General features: G+C 46.3%; 17 protein-coding genes and 1 riboswitch. Of the genes, 1 reads left to right on the plus strand and 16 read right to left on the minus strand.

The features are described 5' to 3' along the window. Positions 1 to 83 precede the first annotated feature (83 nt). From IGI71_RS16060 to IGI71_RS16090, 7 genes are all read right to left on the minus strand, one after another. Entirely contained in the window at positions 84 to 1955 is a 1872-nt protein-coding gene (locus IGI71_RS16060; RefSeq protein WP_430615923.1) for a beta-glucoside-specific PTS transporter subunit IIABC, read from the minus strand. A gap of 137 nt (positions 1956 to 2092) precedes the next feature. Continuing rightward, positions 2093 to 2935, minus strand: coding sequence for a BglG family transcription antiterminator LicT (licT, locus tag IGI71_RS16065; protein WP_005233287.1), 843 nt, complete (start codon positions 2933 to 2935; stop codon positions 2093 to 2095). A 278-nt stretch (positions 2936 to 3213) separates the two neighbouring features. After that, positions 3214 to 4119: an EamA family transporter RarD gene (gene rarD, locus IGI71_RS16070; protein WP_005230654.1), complete on the minus strand. Its 906-nt coding sequence runs from the start codon at positions 4117 to 4119 to the stop codon at positions 3214 to 3216. Positions 4120 to 4274: 155 nt separating this feature from the next. Then, positions 4275 to 5711, minus strand: coding sequence for an MDR family MFS transporter (locus tag IGI71_RS16075; protein ID WP_430615924.1), 1437 nt, complete (start codon positions 5709 to 5711; stop codon positions 4275 to 4277). Then, a complete protein-coding gene (locus IGI71_RS16080) occupies positions 5708 to 6148 on the minus strand; it encodes a MarR family winged helix-turn-helix transcriptional regulator (RefSeq protein WP_005230651.1) in 441 nt (146 codons plus the stop codon). Before IGI71_RS16080 ends, IGI71_RS16075 begins: the two co-directional genes overlap by 4 nt. Before the next feature lie 150 nt (positions 6149 to 6298). Beyond that, the gene (locus IGI71_RS16085; protein ID WP_005230648.1) at positions 6299 to 7285 is read right to left on the minus strand and encodes a tRNA dihydrouridine synthase; all 987 of its coding nucleotides are present in this window, start codon (positions 7283 to 7285) and stop codon (positions 6299 to 6301) included. Positions 7286 to 7431: 146 nt separating this feature from the next. Further along, a complete protein-coding gene (locus IGI71_RS16090; RefSeq protein ID WP_087664537.1) occupies positions 7432 to 7992 on the minus strand; it encodes a TIGR00730 family Rossman fold protein in 561 nt (186 codons plus the stop codon). Positions 7993 to 8078: 86 nt separating this feature from the next. On the opposite strand from IGI71_RS16090, the gene IGI71_RS16095 reads away from it, so the two are divergent. Further along, a complete protein-coding gene (locus IGI71_RS16095; protein ID WP_034872892.1) occupies positions 8079 to 8420 on the plus strand; it encodes a MazG nucleotide pyrophosphohydrolase domain-containing protein in 342 nt (113 codons plus the stop codon). A 150-nt stretch (positions 8421 to 8570) separates the two neighbouring features. Here the strand turns inward: IGI71_RS16095 and IGI71_RS16100 are convergent, their stop codons facing one another. From IGI71_RS16100 to IGI71_RS16140, 9 genes are all read right to left on the minus strand, one after another. Further along, the gene (locus IGI71_RS16100; RefSeq protein WP_430615925.1) at positions 8571 to 9584 is read right to left on the minus strand and encodes an ABC transporter substrate-binding protein; all 1014 of its coding nucleotides are present in this window, start codon (positions 9582 to 9584) and stop codon (positions 8571 to 8573) included. Further along, a complete protein-coding gene (locus IGI71_RS16105; protein WP_086298790.1) occupies positions 9577 to 10359 on the minus strand; it encodes an ABC transporter ATP-binding protein in 783 nt (260 codons plus the stop codon). The genes IGI71_RS16100 and IGI71_RS16105 overlap by 8 nt, the downstream gene beginning before the upstream one ends. 4 nt (positions 10360 to 10363) lie before the next feature. Next, positions 10364 to 11437, minus strand: a complete 1074-nt coding sequence (locus IGI71_RS16110) for a FecCD family ABC transporter permease (protein ID WP_061053392.1) — start codon at positions 11435 to 11437, stop codon at positions 10364 to 10366. A gap of 470 nt (positions 11438 to 11907) precedes the next feature. Beyond that, complete coding sequence (gene ribH / locus IGI71_RS16115) at positions 11908 to 12381, minus strand: 6,7-dimethyl-8-ribityllumazine synthase (protein WP_005233264.1); 474 nt, start codon at positions 12379 to 12381, stop codon at positions 11908 to 11910. Between the two features lie 21 nt (positions 12382 to 12402). Further along, positions 12403 to 13614, minus strand: coding sequence for a 3,4-dihydroxy-2-butanone-4-phosphate synthase (gene ribB, locus IGI71_RS16120; RefSeq protein ID WP_430615927.1), 1212 nt, complete (start codon positions 13612 to 13614; stop codon positions 12403 to 12405). Next, positions 13592 to 14179 carry a riboflavin synthase gene (locus IGI71_RS16125; RefSeq protein WP_005230617.1) on the minus strand — a complete coding sequence of 196 codons (588 nt, stop codon included), beginning with the start codon at positions 14177 to 14179 and terminating at the stop codon, positions 13592 to 13594. The genes ribB and IGI71_RS16125 overlap by 23 nt, the downstream gene beginning before the upstream one ends. Next, the gene (gene ribD, locus IGI71_RS16130; RefSeq protein WP_430615928.1) at positions 14164 to 15240 is read right to left on the minus strand and encodes a bifunctional diaminohydroxyphosphoribosylaminopyrimidine deaminase/5-amino-6-(5-phosphoribosylamino)uracil reductase RibD; all 1077 of its coding nucleotides are present in this window, start codon (positions 15238 to 15240) and stop codon (positions 14164 to 14166) included. The genes IGI71_RS16125 and ribD overlap by 16 nt, the downstream gene beginning before the upstream one ends. A gap of 111 nt (positions 15241 to 15351) precedes the next feature. After that, positions 15352 to 15490: riboswitch (FMN riboswitch) on the minus strand. Positions 15491 to 15684: 194 nt separating this feature from the next. Beyond that, positions 15685 to 18333: an HAD-IC family P-type ATPase gene (locus IGI71_RS16135; RefSeq protein ID WP_430615929.1), complete on the minus strand. Its 2649-nt coding sequence runs from the start codon at positions 18331 to 18333 to the stop codon at positions 15685 to 15687. 343 nt (positions 18334 to 18676) lie between these two features. After that, positions 18677 to 19312, minus strand: coding sequence for an NAD(P)H-binding protein (locus tag IGI71_RS16140; RefSeq protein WP_008380239.1), 636 nt, complete (start codon positions 19310 to 19312; stop codon positions 18677 to 18679). Between the last annotated feature and the right edge of the window lie 339 nt (positions 19313 to 19651).

Below are 19651 nucleotides of genomic sequence, written 5' to 3' on the forward strand. Positions count from 1 at the left end.
AGCGAGACCGGCAACTGCGCCTTATTTTCTTACAAAAAACCCGATCCTTGCTGATATTCAGTCGAGGATCGGGTTTCTTTTGCTTATTTTACGATGGCTAAGAAGTCTTCTCCTTGCAAGACATCGGTTTGATTCATATCCATCACATCTAAATATTGCGGGGTATTCGTCACAACGATTGGTGTAATCGTGGATAAGCCGGCTGCTTTGATCGTATCTAGATCAAACTTCACCAACAAATCACCGCGTTTGACTTGATCGTCTTGTTTAACAAAGACCTCAAAGCCTTTGCCATCTAGTTCCACGGTATCCATACCAATATGCATCAAGACTTCTGCTCCATCCGTAGTGGTCAAACCAACGGCATGGCCGGTAGGAAAGAGCGTCGTGATGGTGCCATCTGCCGGCGCATACAAAGCCCCGACGGTCGGTTCGATGGCGATGCCTTTTCCTAATGCACCAGAAGAAAAGACTTGGTCTTTGACTTCTGCTAAGGGAACCACTTTGCCTTCTAACGGACTACTGAGGATCACTCGTTCTTTAGACGAACTATCTGTGGGTACTGCTGGCTCTTTTGCTGGTGATGCACTGGCATCGGTTGCTGGCTGATCTTCAAAACGTAAGAAGAAGGTCAAGACAAACGCTGCCCCAAAAGCGATAGCCGTTCCGATTGAAGCTGCGATCAGACCACTTAGATCTTTCGTATCTTGTGGGATAAAGGAAGGAAGACTTAGTAAGCTGACTAATCCAAAGGTATAGTTTTCGACTTGGCTGAAGCCGATGAAGGCTCCCCCGATGGCACCACTGATACACGCGGCGATAAATGGTTTTTTCAATGGCAAGGTTACCCCATACACCGTCGGTTCTGTGATCCCAAAAATTGAGGTGATCGTTGAAGAAAGGGCCAAGCCTTTCAATTTCACATTTTTTGTCATAAAGAACACTGCTAGCGCTGCACCACCTTGAGAAAGGACAGCTGGCAACAGCATTGGTACCATGGTATCGACACCGGTTTGACTGAGATTCAACATGATGATCGGCACAAAGCCCCAGTGCATGCCAAACATCACAAAGACTTGCCATAAACCACCCATAACAGCACCAGCGATCAGTGGGCTGAAGTGGTAAATGCTGTCGTAAGCACTACCTAACAAGTTTCCTAAAATCGTTCCTAGTGGACCGACGACAATAAAGGTCAATGGCGCCATGATCAAGAAGACCGCTAAAGGTACACAGATGATCTGTAAGAAGCTAGGAATGACTTTTTTAAAGAAACGCTCCACATAGCTTTGTAAAAAGACCGCTAAAATAATCGGAATGACTGAAGACGTATAAGCACTAGCACCAATAATGACCGGTAGGCCTAAGAAACTCAAGGTTTGTCCAGCCAAAGCGGTAATGTCTGGATGAACCAACGCCATCGCTAAGGAAACCGCTAGAAATTCATTGGTGCGAAACTTTTTCGCTGCAGTAAAAGCCAACATCACTGGTAAATAGGTAAACAACCCATCGGCAATCGCATACAATACGGTGTAGACCCCAGAATCAGCTGCTAACCAATTCAAGGTGACTGCCAGCGTCAAGAATCCTTTTAAGACCCCGGCACCTGCCATTGCGCCTAAAAACGGCGTGAAGATCGACGAAATAATATCCACCAGTTGATTCAACAGGTTGCCTTTGTCGCCTTTGCTGTCTGCTTCACCATCGAAGTTCGCTACTCCATTCAATTCACGGTAAACGTCGCTGACATGACTGCCGATCACCACTTGGTATTGTCCGCCGCTTTGAACGACTTGGATCACGTCGTCGTCTTGATTCAAGCGTGCCGTATCCGCTTTGTTCTCATCTTTTAATTTGAAACGCAAGCGGGTCGCACAATGCACCACGCTGTTGACATTTTCTTTGCCGCCCACCGCATCGAGGACGCGAACTGCAATTTCTTTATTTGAACTCATTTTTTCAACACTCCTTTTTTAATAAAAAAAACCAGATTGAAAAAACGACCGTCCAACGAGTCTTTTCCTCGCTGACTGTTGTCTTTTCAATCTGGGTATTGCCTGCCTGACAGTAACAATCCGTTAATGATTGAATGTTAATTGGTTTGATCATTGACGACACGTTCGATATGGATCGTTAAGTAGATCATTTCTGATTCACCGATCGATTTGTCGTAGGTTTTGATCAAATATTCGTTGATCCGTTGGACCGTTTGAAACGCTTTAGGGTACTTCGATTGCACAAGGGCAAATAAAAATTCATCTTTTTCCCCCGAAAGTTCATCGCTTAAATAGCGCTGCGCAAAATACTGTAAATGCGTGGTGATCCGTTGATAGTTCAAGGAATCTGGGTTAAAGACTCGTCCATAAAAACGACTGATGATCGCCAGTACGTCACGAACGATCTCTACCGCTTGCATCGTGGTTTCCATCGTACCATTTGCTTGTTCGCTATTGACGATATGAAAGGCGATAAAGCCAATTTCCGATTCCGGCAATGAAATCCCGAAGACTTTTTCAAAATAAGCAACGGCATCTGCTGCAACCGCATACTCTTTCGGATAAAATTTGCGGGTCTCAAACAACAATGGATTCGGCAGCTCAATGCCTTCACGTGCCCGAACTAGCGCATAATGGATATGATCGGTCAGTGTCAAATAAATATTTGGCGACAGCTCGATCCCCAATGACGCTTCTGCATCATCCACCACTTGCTTGACGGCTTCGACTTCTTCCACAGGAATGTCTGAAAACAATTGCTGAAACTGATTTGCGGTAAACGTATCCTTTAACACAAATTCTTTTTCGACAAAGGCTTCATCCACTGGATCGCCGACCTTCTTCTTAAACGCAATGCCACGACCCATATAGATCACTTCCTGACCGGCATCATTGGTCGAGATGACGACATTATTATTTAATATTTTCCCAATAACCATCGTTTTCCCTCACTCCAAAATAAAAAAACCTAGAATCTCCCCATTAGCGCACTACGGTCAATTCTGGTTTTGCCTGCCGAACAGTAACAATCCTTGTAACTGAAAGAATAATAACACACCCCTGTGGCAGATGCAACCCTTTTCAATCAGAATTTCTGCAACGTGCTTTTCCTTTGTTATACCATTGAACAATTCTCCTTGCAAAATCCTTCACTATCTAAATTGAGTTGTTTTTTAATAAAAAAAGGAATGGCTCAGCTGCAGCCATTCCTAATGTATCAGAGTTGCTTTCTTTGCTGTCCCATGCGCCGCTCTTTCATAGCCGTGCCTAACGTACCATAGGTGAAGACCGCGATCCCCAGCCAAATAAACGCAAAGGCGGAAAATTGGGCCAGTGAATAGGTTTCGTGAAACAAAAAGATGGCCAACAAAAGCATGATCGTCGGATTGACGTATTGAATAAATCCAAGCGTAATGTAAGAAACATTTTTCGCTGCTTCCGCAAACAGCAACAACGGAATAGCCGTCACGATCCCGGCACCCATCAATAAGAGATTGGTTTGCAAGGGATAATTCATAAAACCTACGGTTGAAAACCCTAAAATATACACGAGCGCAAAGGGAAAAATCACCATCGTCTCGATCGTTAACCCAGTGACGGAACTAATAGGGATTCTTTTTTTGATCAAGCCATACGTACTAAAGGAAAAGGCCATGATCAGTGAGGCATAAGGAATCGTTCCTGTTTGAATCGACAATAAGATTACCCCGATACTTGCCAGCAGACACGCCAGCATGCCAGTACGACTAAGTCGTTCCTTCAAAAAAACGGTTGCTAACAAGACATTGACTAGCGGATTGATGTAATAGCCTAAGCTGGCTTGCATCACGTGGCCCGCACTCACCGCGAAGATAAAAGTGAACCAGTTGATGGAAATCAGCACAGACGCTAAAACGATCAGTCCAGCAAATGCTTTGTTCTTCCACAGCAGACGCGCTTCTTGTAAAAATTGCGTTTTCTTCCCGGAAAGCACGATAAACAACACCATAAAAACAAAGGACCACACGATTCGGTAGCACATCGTGGCTAACGGGGAAACCCCAACGATTATTTTCCAATATAGTGTGACCAAGCCCCATAATACATAGGCAGACAACCCAAAATAAACGCCTTTATTCTTCATTTTCTCCCTGATTTTTTTCCATGAAAGCAAGTCTTTCCTGAAAAAAATACTCCTCCTAAACCATAAGTTATCTTATTATATCGAATTTTTTGGTTTTTCATAGAGTTTCATGAAATAAATCAAGAAAAGCACCCTTCAAAGAAAGGTGCCCCTCTTTATTCCAGCGGTTCTTCCGCACCTTCCAGCCACACGGCTTCTGGTTTCTGATCTCGAATCAAAAATAGCCCCGTTGCAAACAGCAGACCAGAAGCGATCGTCATCAATAAGAAAGAAACATTCATCCCATGAAGCAGTGCACTCGTCCCCGTTAAGGTCGTGCTGTTTTGCGCCACACTATTCATGATCCCGACAAATAATGCTGTACCGATAGCGCCTGCCACCGTTCGCAAAGAAGTCAATAATGCTGTTCCATGCGCCGTCAACTGCGGCGGAATATTTTTATTTCCCCACGTCACGAAGGGCATCAACAAACAGCCTGTGGCGGCACAGCGCAGCATGTTCAAGACCACTGCTACCCAAATACCCGTGTGCATATGGATGAAATACATGCCGATGTTGCTCAAGACCAGTGAGCCGCCGCCGAAAATCGTCAACAGACGGATGCCGACTTTGTCATAGATTCGTCCAGCCACCGGACTTAAAAAAGCCGAGACCAAGGAACCTGGCAAAACGACTAACCCTGAGATCGTCGCTGATTTGCCTAAAATCGACTGCACGTAAAGTGGCATCAGCATCGCCGAACCCATCAAGACCAAGTAAAGCATGATACTGCCAAAGACACTGATGGCATACTCTTTTGTTTTTAAGACCCGCAGATCCAAAAATGGGGTTTTCGCTCTTAACTGACGGAAGACAAAGAAGATCCCTGCTACCAAACCGATCGCTAAGGTTCCTAAAACCGGCAAGCTGAAAAAGCCATAGCTGCCGATGTTTCCAAAGCCTAAAGTGATCCCACCAAAAGCAAAGGCACTCAAAACAAAAGAGGTCTGATCAAATTTGCTGTTGCTTACTGGCAACACATCATCAAAAACCTTTATGGCCCAAATCAATGAGATCAAAACAATCACGGCAACGATATAAAAAATTGCATGCCAGTTCAACCGGTCCACGATCAGCCCAGCGATCGTCGGTGCGATCACGGGTGCCGCGGTGATTGAGAGTCCATACCAGCCCATCACGACACCGATGCGATTGATCGGATAGATCGATAAGAGGATCACTTGTGCCATCGCGGTCAAGATTCCATTGCCTACGGCCTGCAAAATACGAGCAAGCATCATGACTAGAAAATTGGGCGCTGTGGCACAAAGCAGCAAACCCACCAGAGCGATTCCTAATGCAGCGAGATAGAGCTTCTTGGTTGGCACACGATTCATAAGATATGCCGTCAAGGGCATAACGATCGCCATTGCCAAAGAATAACCGCTAGTCAGCCATTGGCCCGTAGTGACGGAAATCTGCAAGTCATTGACGATGGCGGGTAAAGCCGTCGTCAATGCGGTCGCCAACATGGATACGGCAATACATGTAATCATTAAATTAATAAAAATCAGCGTCCGCTGACGTTCCGTTCGTTGGACTGTTTCACTCAATCAACGTCCGCCTCCTTCTCAAGATAAAACTGTTCGATTTTTGCTAAGGCTTGACCAAAGGCTTGTTTTTCTTCTGCCGTCAAATAGGTCAACATTTCTTGGTGCGCCTTGCTGCGTTTTTCTTTCATTCGCTGTGCCTCTTCCTTGCCTGCTTCTGTCAGCGAAATCAAATGGCTGCGTTTATCTTTCGGATCGACTTCTTTTTGGATCAGTCCTTTTTCAGCCAGTTTCTTTAGTAGTTCGCCAGTGGATGTCGAACGAATCGCTAAATACGCGGCGAGATCTTTTTGGGTCAACGTGCCTTTTTCGTCCAATACCAGCAAACAATTGAACTGCCCCCGTCCCGGCATAAAGCGTCCATACTTTTGTTCCGCATACCGCCGATTTAATTTATACACTTCAAACAATCGTTCCACGATTTCTTGTTCGGAAACCATCGATCTTCAGCTCCTTTCGCCTCTTCACTATTTAGATAGGTACCTAGTTAAAAGTCCGTTCTCCATTTTACATAGGTACCTATCTATTGTCAAGAAAGGATTGACATTGAGAGCGGGTACAGCAACCAAAAACGAAAAAAGCATTGAAACTTACGCTTCAATACTTTCCTCGTGGTTCTTTTTCTCCGCAAACTCTGCCAGCAGTTGCCGAACTTCATCCGTTGATTTGGTATTCATCAATTTTGCTCGCAAATCACTGGCACCAGGGAAGCCTTTGACATAGATTTTAAAGAAACGATGCAATCCTGCGATCGAGCGTGGCACCATTTTGGCGTAATGGTCTTGCAAGTCTAATTGCAGCTGTAGCAAGCCTAATAGCTCTTCTGAGGTATGCTCTTTCGGTTCTTTTTCAAAGGCATAGGGATTCTTGAAAATACCCCGACCGATCATGATTCCGTCCACGCCATATTTTTCTGCTAGCTCTAAACCTTTGGTACGATCAGGGATATCGCCGTTGATCGTCAGCTTCGTTTGTGGGGCGATTCGGTCCCGCAAGGCCACCACTTCAGGAATCAATTCCCAATGGGCATCGACCTTGCTCATTTCTTTGCGGGTTCGTAAATGGATCGAAAGGTTAGCGATATCTTGTTGCAGGACATGGGTCAACCAGGCTTCCATTTCCCCTAGTTCGGTATAGCCCAAACGCGTCTTGACGCTGACCGGCAAGCCGCCAGCTTTGGCTGCTTGGATCAGCTCAGCAGCAACTTCTGGTCGCAAGATTAAGCCGCTGCCTTTGCCTCGTCCGGCAACGTTTGGCACTGGACAGCCCATATTTAAGTCAATCCCTTTAAAGCCCATCTCGGCTAATCCGATACTCATTTCACGGAAATACTCTGGCTTGTCTCCCCAAATGTGGGCTACCATCGGTTGCTCATCTTCGGTGAAGACTAAACGTCCCCGCACACTGTCGCGTCCTTCTGGATGACAGTAACTATCGGAGTTGGTAAATTCCGTAAAGAAAACATCTGGTGCGCCGGCAGCTTGAACGACATGCCGAAAAACGACATCGGTGACATCTTCCATTGGTGCTAGAATAAAAAAAGGCTTCGGCAATTCAGCCCAAAAATTTGTTGTCATGATTTACGCTCCATTTCTTTGTCCAAGGATCTTATTTTATGACCCCACTTGCAAAACAAACCCCATTATACTAAGAATGCGTCAAAGAAGCAAAAGAGCAAGACGACACCCGCCGGTGCTTCGCCTTGCTCTTTTGCAACAGACGCTTAATACTGCCGAATAACTGGCGGTTCGTAGGCTTGAATAAAGGCTTCAAGTTCATTCGTTGTTTGCGCAAAACCGATTTTTTCGCGATCGGCCTGCGTCAAGAACTCATTTTCCACCATGTTGTCATACAAGGCTCTCGTTGCGCGGTAAAAGTTGTTCACATCATAAAAAGCACAAGGATTCGGGTTTTGACCGATTCTTGACCACGAGATCATCTCCGTGATTTCTTCCAGCGTCCCGGGACCACCTGGCAGTGCGACAAACGCCTGCGACAATTCGAACATTTTTCGTTTTCTTTCTGACATCGTCTCGACGACATGGAGTTCGGTCAATCCAGGATGTGCTAGTTCCCGATCTTTTAAAAAGGTTGGGATCACCCCGATCACCTGACCGCCATTTTCTAAGACAGCATCTGCCAGCACGCCCATCAAGCCCGCTTTTCCGCCGCCATAGACCAGCGTATTTTGCCGTGAAGCGATCCACTGCCCCAATTCTTGGGCGGCTGTTGCAAAACTAGGTTCATTACCGACACTGGCACCACAATAGACTGCAATTTTCATAAAACTCTCCATCATCCTTCTCAATCATTTTGAAATAGTATATCATGATTCTGATAAAGGTTCTGGGAAAGGATGGAAAAAAAATTATGAACATTGAGGAATATCAACGATTTATCAGTGACTTCTACAAAGCCCGCAACTGGTATCAATATGATCCGTTTATTCGGGCGAATTTTTTAGCAGAAGAAGTCGGGGAAGTGAGCCGTGCCATTCGGACATTGGAGATTGGCCGTGACCGTCCCGATGAACAAGAAGGCTTGCCGGAAGAAAAACTGGCAAATCTGACGGAAGAATTGGGCGATGTACTGGATAACTTATTTATTCTCGCCGATAAATACGATATTTCTCTGGAAACAATCATGCAAAAACACAAAGAAAAGCTTTTGTCTCGCTATCAAATGAACCAAGAGACAGAAAAAAACAGCTAACGGGCTACTTGTTGCGTAACGGGCAGCGGCAAAGGTTGCTTTTCCCAAATACAAAAAACCAACGTTTCTGTGGTCAATCGGCCAGTGAAACGTTGATTTTCTTCTATTATATAAAAAGTTGGTTCTCCTTTTTATGGGAATAGGAGGTGTTTATTGTGCCATTTGCTCTACCAGTTCTTCCAAACCAGTCAAGGCTTGGTAGCCGTAGCCAAAGAGATAATTGTAGTCCATGCTGTAGACTTGTTTGTTTTTGATGGCTTTCATGCTAGAGAGTTTGTCGTTTTTGTATAAGCCTTCAATGATTTTTTGACCGGAAACACTGCCTTCGATCGTTGACCAGTCGCCGACGATCAAGACATCGGGATCCGTTTCGATCAAAGTTTCGACACTGACTTCCCCTGAATAGTCTTGAAACACATTGTTCAGTTTGATCATATCAAAGTTGCTATTGAAAAAAGACTCATCTTGAGCGGCATAGACACTGACAACACTAGGATCAGACATAAAGAGATGGGCAAAGGTTTGCTCTTCTTTGTCTGCTACTTTTTCTTCCAAGGCACTCTGACGATCCTTTAATTCTTTTTCAAAAGCAGCGGCTGCCTCAGGGACATTGAAGAGCTTACCAAGGTTTTCAATGTCTTGATAAACAGAATCAAACGTCGCCCCAGTGACAGAGGTTTCTTGGACATAAGTCGGAATGCCCATCTCGTTCAAGGAATCAACGGTGCCGACGCCCCAATCTTGGTTATCGAAAAGTCCCCCGCGGCCAAAAATCAAATCTGGATCCACACTTAAGGCTGTTTCTTTACTGATATAGTCGCTGCCCAGGTCGTTGAGTTCTGCGTAATCAGCAGCAACTTCCTCATCAGCGGCACCAAAGGTTGCACCGACACCCGCAATCTGATCCTTGAGGCCGAGATGCAGCAGCAATTCCGCTGCTGGTCGTGTGTTGGCAACGACTTTTTTTGGTGCCTCATTAAAGGTTTGATCCTTGGCGGTCCATTGCGTGCCGCCTTCTGCTTTGGTGTAGTTGCTGATGGTTAAGGGATACGTACTTTCTGCCTGTGAGGAAGAAGCCGAAGTTCCTTCATCCTTCGTATTGCCGCAAGCGCTTAATGCAAAGACTGCCAATCCTACCCCAATCATTTTTCCCCATTTATTCATCTGTTTGCTCCTTTTCAAAATAATAATGAAACCCTAATCCGCCTGTGATCGGATGATGGTAAATACTGCATTTCACGCCATAGATTTCTTCGATCAGTTCTTCTGTCAGCAGCGTTTCTGGTTCGCCATAACCTACGACCCGACCATCTTTTAAGGCATAGATGATGTCGCAATAGTTGGCTGCTTGTTCCAAATTATGCAGCGCCGCCAACAAGCCAATCTTCAGATGCTTGACGGTCTCTAAGATTTCCAGCTGGTAACGGATATCCAAATGATTGGTCGGCTCATCGAGAATCATAAATTTCGGTTCTTGGGTGATGGCACGAGCAAGGACGACCCGCTGTTTTTCGCCTCCTGATAATGAGAGGTAGCTGCGTTTTCTGTAGGCACTTAACCCTGTTTTGGCTAAGGCTTCGGTGACCAGCTCATGATCGGCTTTGGTGTCTTGTTCCAACAACCCCTTGTGGGGCGTGCGGCCTAAAAGCACCATCTGTTCTACTGTTAAATCAAAGCTCAACTCATTGAACTGACTGACGACGCTGACTTGCTGGGCGACTTTTTTTTCGGAACTTTTCAAAATATTCATCTCACCCAAATAAATTTCGCCGCTGTCAGGTTTCAACGTTTTGTAGATGGCTTTTAACAACGTGGACTTACCACTGCCATTAGACCCAATCAAACCGACAAATTGCCCTTGTGCGGTTTGGACGGAGATGTCTTTTAGAATCTGCTGATCCCCGATCGTCAGATTGAGCTTTTCAACTGCCAATTTCATCTCGTCACCCCCCAAAGTTGTATTGTCGTTTGACAATGATATAGATAAAGATCGGTGCGCCAATCAGCGCTGTAATGATCCCGATCGGCAGTTCGACTCCTTGCAGGGTCGAGCGGGCGATCACATCCGCCCAAATCAAAAACAACGCGCCTGTCAAAGCGGTCAAAGGCATTAACAGGCGATGATCCGATCCGCTGACTCCACGTACGATATGAGGAATGATCAAGCCGACAAAGCCGATCATCCCAGAATTCGCAACGATGATACTAGTTAATAGCGCTGCTAGCAGCATGTAAAAACGCCGATAGAAGGTCAGCTTGACCCCTAAGGTGGAAGCAACTTCATCCCCCAGCAAAAGCGTATTCAAAACACGGTATTGCGTCAGGAAGAACAGCGTGATCAAAGAAACCAGAACCACGATAAAGCCCAATTTGTTCCAAGAAGCCGAGGCTAGGCTGCCCATCGACCAAAACGCTACGGTCTTCATCCCTTCTGCATTGCTAGCCAGATAGATGATCAAGTTTGAAACAGAGCTACATAAGGCACTGACGATCGTCCCCGACAGCACAAGTTTTGTGGAAGTCATTTTCCCACCGATACTGGCAAGCAGCAGCACCAAAATAGTCGCAATCCCCGCTCCTGCAAAGGCGCCAAACGATAAGCCCAGCTGCAAGACTAGCGCCGAGCCGCCAAAACCGACTAAGATGGCGAAGGTCGCCCCTAAGGATGCGCCAGAAGAGATTCCTAGGATATAGGGATCTGCCAGCGGATTTTGGACCACTGCCTGCATCACCGCCCCACTGATCGCTAACCCCATACCCACAAAAATAGAGAGCAAGACCCGCGGTGCCCGAACAAACCAGACGATATTGATGTTTGCGTCTGAAATACCTGAAAGATCACCAACCAACCCATGGCTGATTTTATAGAAGAGAATTTGGTAAACTTCGCCAAGGGTGATATTGGCTTGGCCGTTTGCCAAAGCAACTCCTACAGATAAGAGAATGGCGACAACTAAAACACAGCAAATGATTGTCGACACCATCCAACGATTTGATTTAATCAACCCTACCGACATGTGATTCTCCTTTATTCAGCACGACTCCCTCCTGATTTCACAGCAAAAACAACCTTGACTGTTGCCTCGCCGCCATCATAAAAGAAGCATCTGTGCGTTTTTTCGCTTATAACAGTTCTTCTCATGAAAAGCGCCAAAGCCATGTGCTACTTTGACATCTATTTGCAAATGAGAATCACTCTCAATGAATAGAGTCATTATAAGGAACCTTTTGTGAAATGTAAATAATTTTCTGAAAATTTCCTTAAATAAGAGTTATTCTAATGTTCGGGATTGATTGGGCGTTTTCCTCTCCATTGACCTATCGAAAACACGGTACCCTTGAAGAAGCGAATCCTTTGGTAAAGTGATCCATTTTTTTTAATGATGAAAAAAAGACAGACTTCATTTTGTACGAAGTCTGTCTCCAGTATGAAGCCTATGCTTAGGCAGGCTTGTTCTTGTAGCTTCCCTTTGTTCGAACGTGAAACCTATGCATTGCCAAGGATTTGCTGATTCAACGAAATCATCTCCAAAAGACCTTGAGCGGCTTCACTGCCTTTATTGCCGGCTTTGGTTCCCGCCCGTTCAACGGCTTGTTCAATCGTTTCAGTCGTCAACACACCAAACATGATCGGAATGTCGGCATTCAGACCAATTTGGGCTACGCCTTTCGCCACTTCATTTGAGATCAATTCATAGTGGGTCGTTGCTCCGCGAATCAAGGCACCTAATGTCACGATCCCATCGTATTGTTTGTGGTCAACGATTTTTTTGGTAATATACGGAATCTCATAAGCCCCTGGTACCCAATACACATCGATGTTTTCTGCTTTGACTCCATGACGCACCAAATTGTCTTTGGCGCCTTCCACTAACTTGGAAGTGATAAACTCGTTGAATCGTGAAACCACGATCCCTACTTTGACTGCCTCTCCCTGAAACGTTCCTTCAAATACTGTCATCGCTCATTCTCCTTTGGTTGATTAAATAGATAGGTAATGGTGAAACTTTTCTTTCTTCGTTTTCAAATAGCTGCTGTTTTCTTTATGCACAGGCATCTCCAGCGGTACCCGTGCTACTACCTTGATCCCTAAGCTTTCTAATTCCTTCACCTTGTCAGGGTTGTTGGTCATCAGTTGAATCTCCTGCACTTCTAAGGAACGTAAAACATCGGCAGCAAACGTGTAATGACGGGCATCTGCTGCAAACCCTAATGCAATATTTGCTTCATACGTATCCATGCCTTGTTCCTGCAGCTGATAGGCACGGAGCTTGTTCCGCAAGCCAATACCGCGGCCTTCTTGGCGTAGATACAAAATCGCACCACGGCCTTTTGCCTCGATCTGCCGCATCGCTTCTTGCAGCTGTTCGCCACAATCACAGCGATGAGAGCCGAAGACATCGCCTGTTAAACACTCTGAATGGATCCGTAGTAACAGCGGCTCGGTAGTATGTTGAATCTCGCCTTTGGCTAGTAAAAGGTGTTCATTGCCGAATTCATCTTCAAATAAGGTCAATTGGAACGCCCCATAAGCCGTTGGCAGATCCACCGTGATAGGCGCAGTTCCTCGTAGATATTCCGCCAACTCGTCAATGGTCAAAAACGGCAGCTGCCATTTTTCTGCTAATTTTTTCAATTCTGGGACCCGAGCCATCGTGCCATCTTCATTTAAAATCTCACAAATGTAGGCTGCTTCCACGCTGCCAGCAAGCTTCGCTAAATCCACAGCCGCTTCTGTATGTCCTCTGCGTTCTAACACGCCGCCAGGTTGAGCAGTCAATGGGAAGATATGTCCAGGACGATAAAAATCCGTAGCCTGTGACGCAGGATCAGCCAATTTTTCAATCGTCACTGCCCGGTCTTTCGCAGAAATTCCCGTACTCGTCGTCACGTGATCGACACTGATGGTAAACGCGGTGCCAAAGGCATCCGTATTATTAGCGGTCATCTCAGGCAATGCCAGCTTTTCAGCGATCGCTTGTGAGAGGGGTGCACAGATCAAACCGCGGCCATAAGTCGCCATAAAATTGACGGCTTCTGGCGTTGCGTATTCAGCGATCCCAATCAAATCTCCTTCTGATTCCCGATTTTCATCATCGGCGACAATCACTAAGCCGCCCTTTTTTAACCATTCCACTGCTTGTTCTACTTTATGCATCGTCTGCCTTCTTTCATTTTCGTTGGTATTTGACATATTTCCCGATCATATCCGTCTCGATATTGACCCACTCCCCTTGTTTCAACTGCCCCAGTGTCGTCTGGTCTTTGGAATGGGGAATCAAGCTAACGGAAAATGCCTGTGCCGTCGTCTGGGTGACCGTCAAACTGACGCCATTGATCGCAATCGACCCTTGCGGAATGATTTCCCCTTGCACACTGACAGGGTAAGCAAACGTCAAGATCAAGGCATTTTCCAACTGCTTTTTCTGGATCAAACGGGTCGTTACATCAATGTGGCCTGCGACAAAGTGGCCTTCAAAACGCTGCGTTGCTGCCATCGCTCGCTCCAAATTGACTTCGGCACCCACCGAGAGTTGTTTAAAGGTCGTTCGTTGAAAGGTTTCCGGCATGATATCCACCGTAAACGTCGTCGCTTGTTTGGCGATCGCCGTCAAACACGTACCGTTGATCGCCATGCTGTCTCCGATCTGGTAATCCGCCAGCAAGCCTTCCGACGCACTGCAGGTTAGCTGGATCGTGCGGCTTTGCTTGCGGATCTCTTTGATGCGACCTTTTTCCTGAATCAATCCTGTGAACATTCCTCTGGTCTCCTTCCTCGGATGCAAACATCTTCTCCAACTGCCGTCACCGTCACCTCTGTTAGCCGTTGCAGCTGATTCGGGGTACGCTCACTGGCAAAACTAGCGAGACTATTGCCCCCAAGAAACTTTGGCGCCACATAGGTAATGCTTTCTTGCCACAGTCCGCTGGCTAAAAAGGCATCATGGATCGCAGCGCCTCCCTCCACGTAAAGCGATTGGACCTGTCGTGTGGCAAGCTCCTTCAACAATGCAGCGATTGTCAATTCTTCCAGTTGGATCACTGAGACATGCGCTGGCAAATCATTGACAGCTGCCTGCTGCGTAAAAATCCACACAGGTGCCGAATCGTCGGCAAACAGTGCCAGTTCGGGTTGCGACAGCGTTCGTCCCCGACGGTCTACCACGATGCGAATCGGCGGAAAGCTGGTTTCAATCGTGGTCAATAAGGTGGGATCATCCGTCAACACCGTCTGACTGCCCACTAAGATCCCTTGGTAGTCCCCACGTTCTTGATGAACGTTTTGCCAAACCCCTGAACCAGTGATCGCACTGCGGGTTAACGCATCATGAGCGATCCGACCATCTAAAGTGATCGCTTGCTTCAATGCCACGTAAGGTCGCTGATGCTGATGGTAAAAATTATAGTGTGGATTCAAACGGCGCACTTCTGTTTCTTCGATACCCACCAACACTTCGATGCCCTGATTTTCTAAAAAGCGCTTGCCTTGTCCAGCCACGATCGGGTTAGGGTCTAACTGGCCGACGACTACTTTTTTGATGCCGCTGTCGATGATCAGCTGGGTGCAAGGCGGCTGTTTTCCTTGATGGTTGCAAGGTTCTAACGTCACGTATAAAGTCGAATTGATTAGGTCTTCGGAGGAATGGCATTGTTCGATGGCGTTTCGTTCCGCATGGGGCTGTCCATAGACTAAGTGAGCCCCTTTGGCAATGACCCGCTGCTCTTTGACGATCACGGCGCCCACTAGCGGATTGGTAAAGGTTTGGTAACGCCCTTTTTGGGCTTCTGCGATCGCTAAACGCATGTATTCGTTATGCATCTTCCTTCCTCCTTTCAATAAAAAAATGCCTCGTGAGAATCTCACGAGGCATAGACAAACAAGACCGGCAAAAAATCAGTTTTAGACGCACTGCGCCCTTGAAATTTTGTGGTTTTTCTTCTCCCATCCAGACTTTCACTGTCGGTGCCAGATTCACACTGGCTCCACCGCATAGCTATGCGGGTCACGGACTTCAAGCATTGTACTTGTCACCGTCGGTCGGGAATTACACCCTGCCCCGAAGAATACTATTCAATTCATGTGCATTTTAGCCCGACCATTTTTGTTTGTCAATAGGCCTGATTACAAGCCAATAGGAATTCCTCTTGGCTTTTTCTTTTGGCAATCCCAAAGCAGCGACAGCAGAAATCCCTTGTCGTTCCGCCATTTTCCTAAGCTGCAGCAAGGCGATTTTACCTGTAAAAAAATACGAGAAAACCTAGGTTAAATATTTTTTCTCGAACGAAGCCATTTATCGAACTCCGTCACGAGTAAGACGACCATCCCAGAAGCTGCTGAGATGACCCAGCCGATCAAGGACATGTCCTCAGTATGAAAGGCGCTTTGCATAAATGGAACATAGGTCAATAACAGTTGCAGAACCAGCATCACACCAATGATCAAGAACGCTTTTGGATTGGTGAAGGAAGCTTTAGAAAACGCTGGTGCACTGGTACGGATGTTGAACAAATAGAAAATCTTACTCAAGACCACGATATTGACCATCATGGTACTGGCAACGGCTTCGCTGACGCCTTGCAGCAAGAGCCAGTCATGAGCGATCAAACTGATGACTGCCATCAAGATCGACACATACGCCATCTGCCAAATATCGTGACGATTCAACAATTTATTGCCTGTCTTTCGCGGCTTGCGGCTCATGATCCCAGACTCTGCTGGTTCAAAGATAAACGCAAACTGGATCGTAATAGCAGAAACCATGTTGATCCACAGCAGTTGTGTCGCCTGCAGCGGCAATTCTTTTTGCATCATGATCGTAAAGGCAATGATCAGCCCTTCGGCAAAAGATGTCGGCCACAGAAACAGAATGCTCTTTTTGATGTTGTCATAGATCCTGCGTCCTTCGCGAATCGCTAAGGACATGGTACCGAAATTGTCATCGGTCAAGATCATATCAGCAGAATCTTTGGCTACATCCGTGCCGCTGATCCCCATCGCTACACCGATATCCGCCCGCTTCAACGCCGGGGCATCGTTAACGCCGTCCCCTGTCATCGCCGTGACTTTGCCTTTGGCTTGTAGCTCTTTGATAATGTCCAATTTATTTTTCGGCGTGGTTCGTGCAAAGACTTGATTCGTCAAGGCAGCATCTTGAAATTCAGCTTCACTCATCTGATCCAACTCGGCACCTGTCACGACGTGAATCTCATCCGCTAAGCCAAGCTTTTCCCCAATCGCTTTGGCGGTCAGAGGGTGATCCCCAGTAATCATTTTCACTTGAACACCGGCTTGGTTCATTTCCTTCAGGGAGGCAATCACTTCTTCTCGCGGCGGATCGATGATCCCGGCGATCCCTAGTAATTGTAGCCCTTGCTCAAAAATCGTTTCATCAATGTGATCAATCGAAACTTTCTGATAGCCCACCGCTACCACTCGTTTGCCTTCTGCCGACAAGCGGCGAACATGACCTGTCCAATAGGCTTCATTAAAAGGTGCCGCTTGTTTTTGCACCATTTCAAACAATTTATCTGGGGAGCCTTTAACAAATAGCAAGCGTTCCCCCGCAGGGTTTGCCACTAGTTTCGCCATGTAGCGGTTGTCCGAATCAAAGGGCAGCATATCCAGTTCTTGGTAAGCGGGTGCTTGCGGATAGGCAAATTGCTTATGATACAGCGTCAAAAAGGAGCCGTCTGTTGGTTCCCCATTGATCGTCCAGTGATTTCCTTCTGGAACTAATACCGTATCGTTGGCTTCGTAGCCAGCTTCCAAAAACAACTGCAAGATGTCTTGCGTGTAGACGTCCTCCTGCTTTGGACGAATCACGCCCACCGGCGCATAGCCGTCACCCGTCACTTCGTATTCCTGCTCAGCCAATACGATGTCTTTAACTGTCATTTCATTTTTAGTCAGGGTACCGGTCTTATCCGTAGCGATCACATCCACTGAGCCTAGCGTTTCAACCGCCGGCAGTGTTTTGATGATGGTGTGCTTGTTTTTTGCCATGTCGCTGACACCCATCGCCAAAACCACCGAGGTCGTTGCTGGCAATCCTTCTGGGATCGAGCCGACGATCATGGTGACGACGGCTAAGGACAAGACAGAGATCGCGTAGGTTTGCTGGAACAAACTGACGATAAACAGCAAGACCGCCACGCCCATGATCACATAGGTGATGCCTTTCCCCAGTCCATCGATCTCTTTCATCAACGGCGTTTTTCGTTCTTCTGTTTGATTGACTTCTGTGGAGATTTTCCCGATCTCAGTCGTGGCGCCGGTAGCGATCACGATTCCTTTCCCGCTTCCTGACGTCACGGAAGTCGAAGCAAACGCCAAATTCCGTTGTTCTGCTAATGGGGTTGCTTCATCCACTAAGGCATCTGTTATTTTTTCCACCGAATCGGCTTCACCAGTCAAGGCGGATTCTTGGATACGCAAGTTGTCCGCTTCGATGATCCGCAGATCCGCAGGCACATTGTCGCCGGCTTCTAAGAATACGACATCCCCCGGAACGACTTCGGCAGCTGGAATATCTTGCCGAATCCCATTCCGATAGACCGTGGCTTCTGCTGATAGCATCTCTTTGATCCGTTCTAACGCATCGGAAGCATTGGCTTCTTGGTAATAACCGATCAACGCATTGACCAGTACGACGATGCCAATGATCACGGCATCAGAGAAATGCCCCATCAGCAGCGTTAAGATGGCGGAGAAAATCAAAATGTAGATGATCGTGTTATGGAATTGCCGCAGCAGCAACCGCCACTTGGCGGTTTTTTTGATCGCTAATTGGTTCAATCCGTAGGTTTCTAACCGCTCGGTTACTTGTGCCTCAGTCAATCCTTGATCGATAGAGGGCACCTGATACTGTTCGATTGTTTCTGACACTGATAACTGAAACTCTTTTTTATTCATTTTTTTTCTTACTTTTCTTTTTCATTGATGGATAACACAAATAAGCCCCTTATTTAGAAACTGCTCCTAAATAACGCGCTGTTGTTGGTCTCCTATTCAATTAAAAAGTAAGGCAAGTCAAAATAGTGTTTCTGCTCACCGTCACTCGAGTCGCTTGACATTCGTTTACCACCCCCTCTAAAGTTAGCAATAAGCGTAACAAACTATTTTTCCAAAGTCAAGAGTCATCGCTTTCATAGCAATGAAGAGGCATCTCAAAGTTTTTACGAAAAAAAGCCGCACGACAACGATTCGCTGCCGTGCAGTTCCTTCAGTACATTCTCTTCAAGCCCAAAGGCACGCCTTAAAGCTGATCCAGTGCCTCGCTGATCGGTGTTTCTCCTGCTTGGACTTTGATGACTTTTTGATAAGTTGCTGGACGTTCCAGCATTTCACCTAACAATACGGCGACATCCTCGATGGGGATCGCACCAGAGGTCGTTTCACTGATCTCGATCAAACTAGATCCTGGTGTTTCTTTCAACGCACCCGGCTGCAAAATCGTATAGTCTAGTGCGGTATTGTCGATCAGCCAGCGATCAGAGAAAAATTTGGCGATCGTGTAATCCATCAATGACGCCATGCCTTCCCTTTGCCACTGTTCAGGTTCTAAGGCATAGGCTGAGCTAAGGTGGATGTAGCGCTTGATTCCTTTTGATTCAGCGGCTTGCATCACTTTGACCGCACCATACAGATCAGATTGCAGCAAGTCTTTGCCTCGGGAACCCGCCACGAAGTATACCGCTTCCGCATCTGCGAATTTGGCCGCCATCTCTTCCGGTTCCGTGTGTAAATCAAAGAACACGGGCTTGATATTCTCCGTTTCTGTGATTTTCTCACTGCTGCGCGCACCAGCATAAACGATGTGTCCTTGTTTTTCTAGAAAGGCGATCAATTTTTGGCCCACCCGTCCGGTAGCACCAACGACAAAAATTTTCATTTTCTTTACTCCTCTCGATTCTTTTTCCAACTCTTTCTAGTATCATCGTAGGACAAAAACCTAGATCCAACAACTATTCTGTTTCTAAACGAAGGAGAAAAAGGCACAGCACAAACCAATTCTTGCTATTTTTCCCCATAGAAACCCATGTTTTTAAAAAAACACCCAAAAAAATGAAAAAAATCTTCTCAAACGATTGACAAAGCCTTGACTCTTTTGTAGACTAGGTAGAAATAATTTAAATATTTAGAAAATTCCAAATAAAGAAAAGGACGGTGGCGTATATGACCTGCACCAATGTTAGCAAACGAATTATTTTATTATTATAGCCGGGACTGT

The organism is Enterococcus sp. DIV1279b, from assembly GCF_050531515.1.
Lineage (GTDB): Bacteria > Bacillota > Bacilli > Lactobacillales > Enterococcaceae > Enterococcus_D > Enterococcus_D casseliflavus.

Coding starts and splice junctions, on each gene's coding strand:
- IGI71_RS16135 (WP_430615929.1), bottom strand. CDS start 18,333: ATGAATAAAAAAGAGTTTCAGTTATCAGTGTCAGAAACAATCGAACAG.
- IGI71_RS16125 (WP_005230617.1), bottom strand. CDS start 14,179: ATGTTCACAGGATTGATTCAGGAAAAAGGTCGCATCAAAGAGATCCGC.
- IGI71_RS16095 (WP_034872892.1), top strand. CDS start 8,079: ATGAACATTGAGGAATATCAACGATTTATCAGTGACTTCTACAAAGCC.
- IGI71_RS16060 (WP_430615923.1), bottom strand. CDS start 1,955: ATGAGTTCAAATAAAGAAATTGCAGTTCGCGTCCTCGATGCGGTGGGC.
- licT (WP_005233287.1), bottom strand. CDS start 2,935: ATGGTTATTGGGAAAATATTAAATAATAATGTCGTCATCTCGACCAAT.
- ribH (WP_005233264.1), bottom strand. CDS start 12,381: ATGACAGTATTTGAAGGAACGTTTCAGGGAGAGGCAGTCAAAGTAGGG.
- IGI71_RS16100 (WP_430615925.1), bottom strand. CDS start 9,584: ATGAATAAATGGGGAAAAATGATTGGGGTAGGATTGGCAGTCTTTGCA.
- IGI71_RS16085 (WP_005230648.1), bottom strand. CDS start 7,285: ATGACAACAAATTTTTGGGCTGAATTGCCGAAGCCTTTTTTTATTCTA.
- IGI71_RS16105 (WP_086298790.1), bottom strand. CDS start 10,359: ATGAAATTGGCAGTTGAAAAGCTCAATCTGACGATCGGGGATCAGCAG.
- IGI71_RS16080 (WP_005230651.1), bottom strand. CDS start 6,148: ATGGTTTCCGAACAAGAAATCGTGGAACGATTGTTTGAAGTGTATAAA.
- ribD (WP_430615928.1), bottom strand. CDS start 15,240: ATGCATAACGAATACATGCGTTTAGCGATCGCAGAAGCCCAAAAAGGG.
- ribB (WP_430615927.1), bottom strand. CDS start 13,614: ATGTCAAATACCAACGAAAATGAAAGAAGGCAGACGATGCATAAAGTA.
- IGI71_RS16090 (WP_087664537.1), bottom strand. CDS start 7,992: ATGAAAATTGCAGTCTATTGTGGTGCCAGTGTCGGTAATGAACCTAGT.
- rarD (WP_005230654.1), bottom strand. CDS start 4,119: ATGAAGAATAAAGGCGTTTATTTTGGGTTGTCTGCCTATGTATTATGG.
- IGI71_RS16140 (WP_008380239.1), bottom strand. CDS start 19,312: ATGAAAATTTTTGTCGTTGGTGCTACCGGACGGGTGGGCCAAAAATTG.
- IGI71_RS16110 (WP_061053392.1), bottom strand. CDS start 11,437: ATGTCGGTAGGGTTGATTAAATCAAATCGTTGGATGGTGTCGACAATC.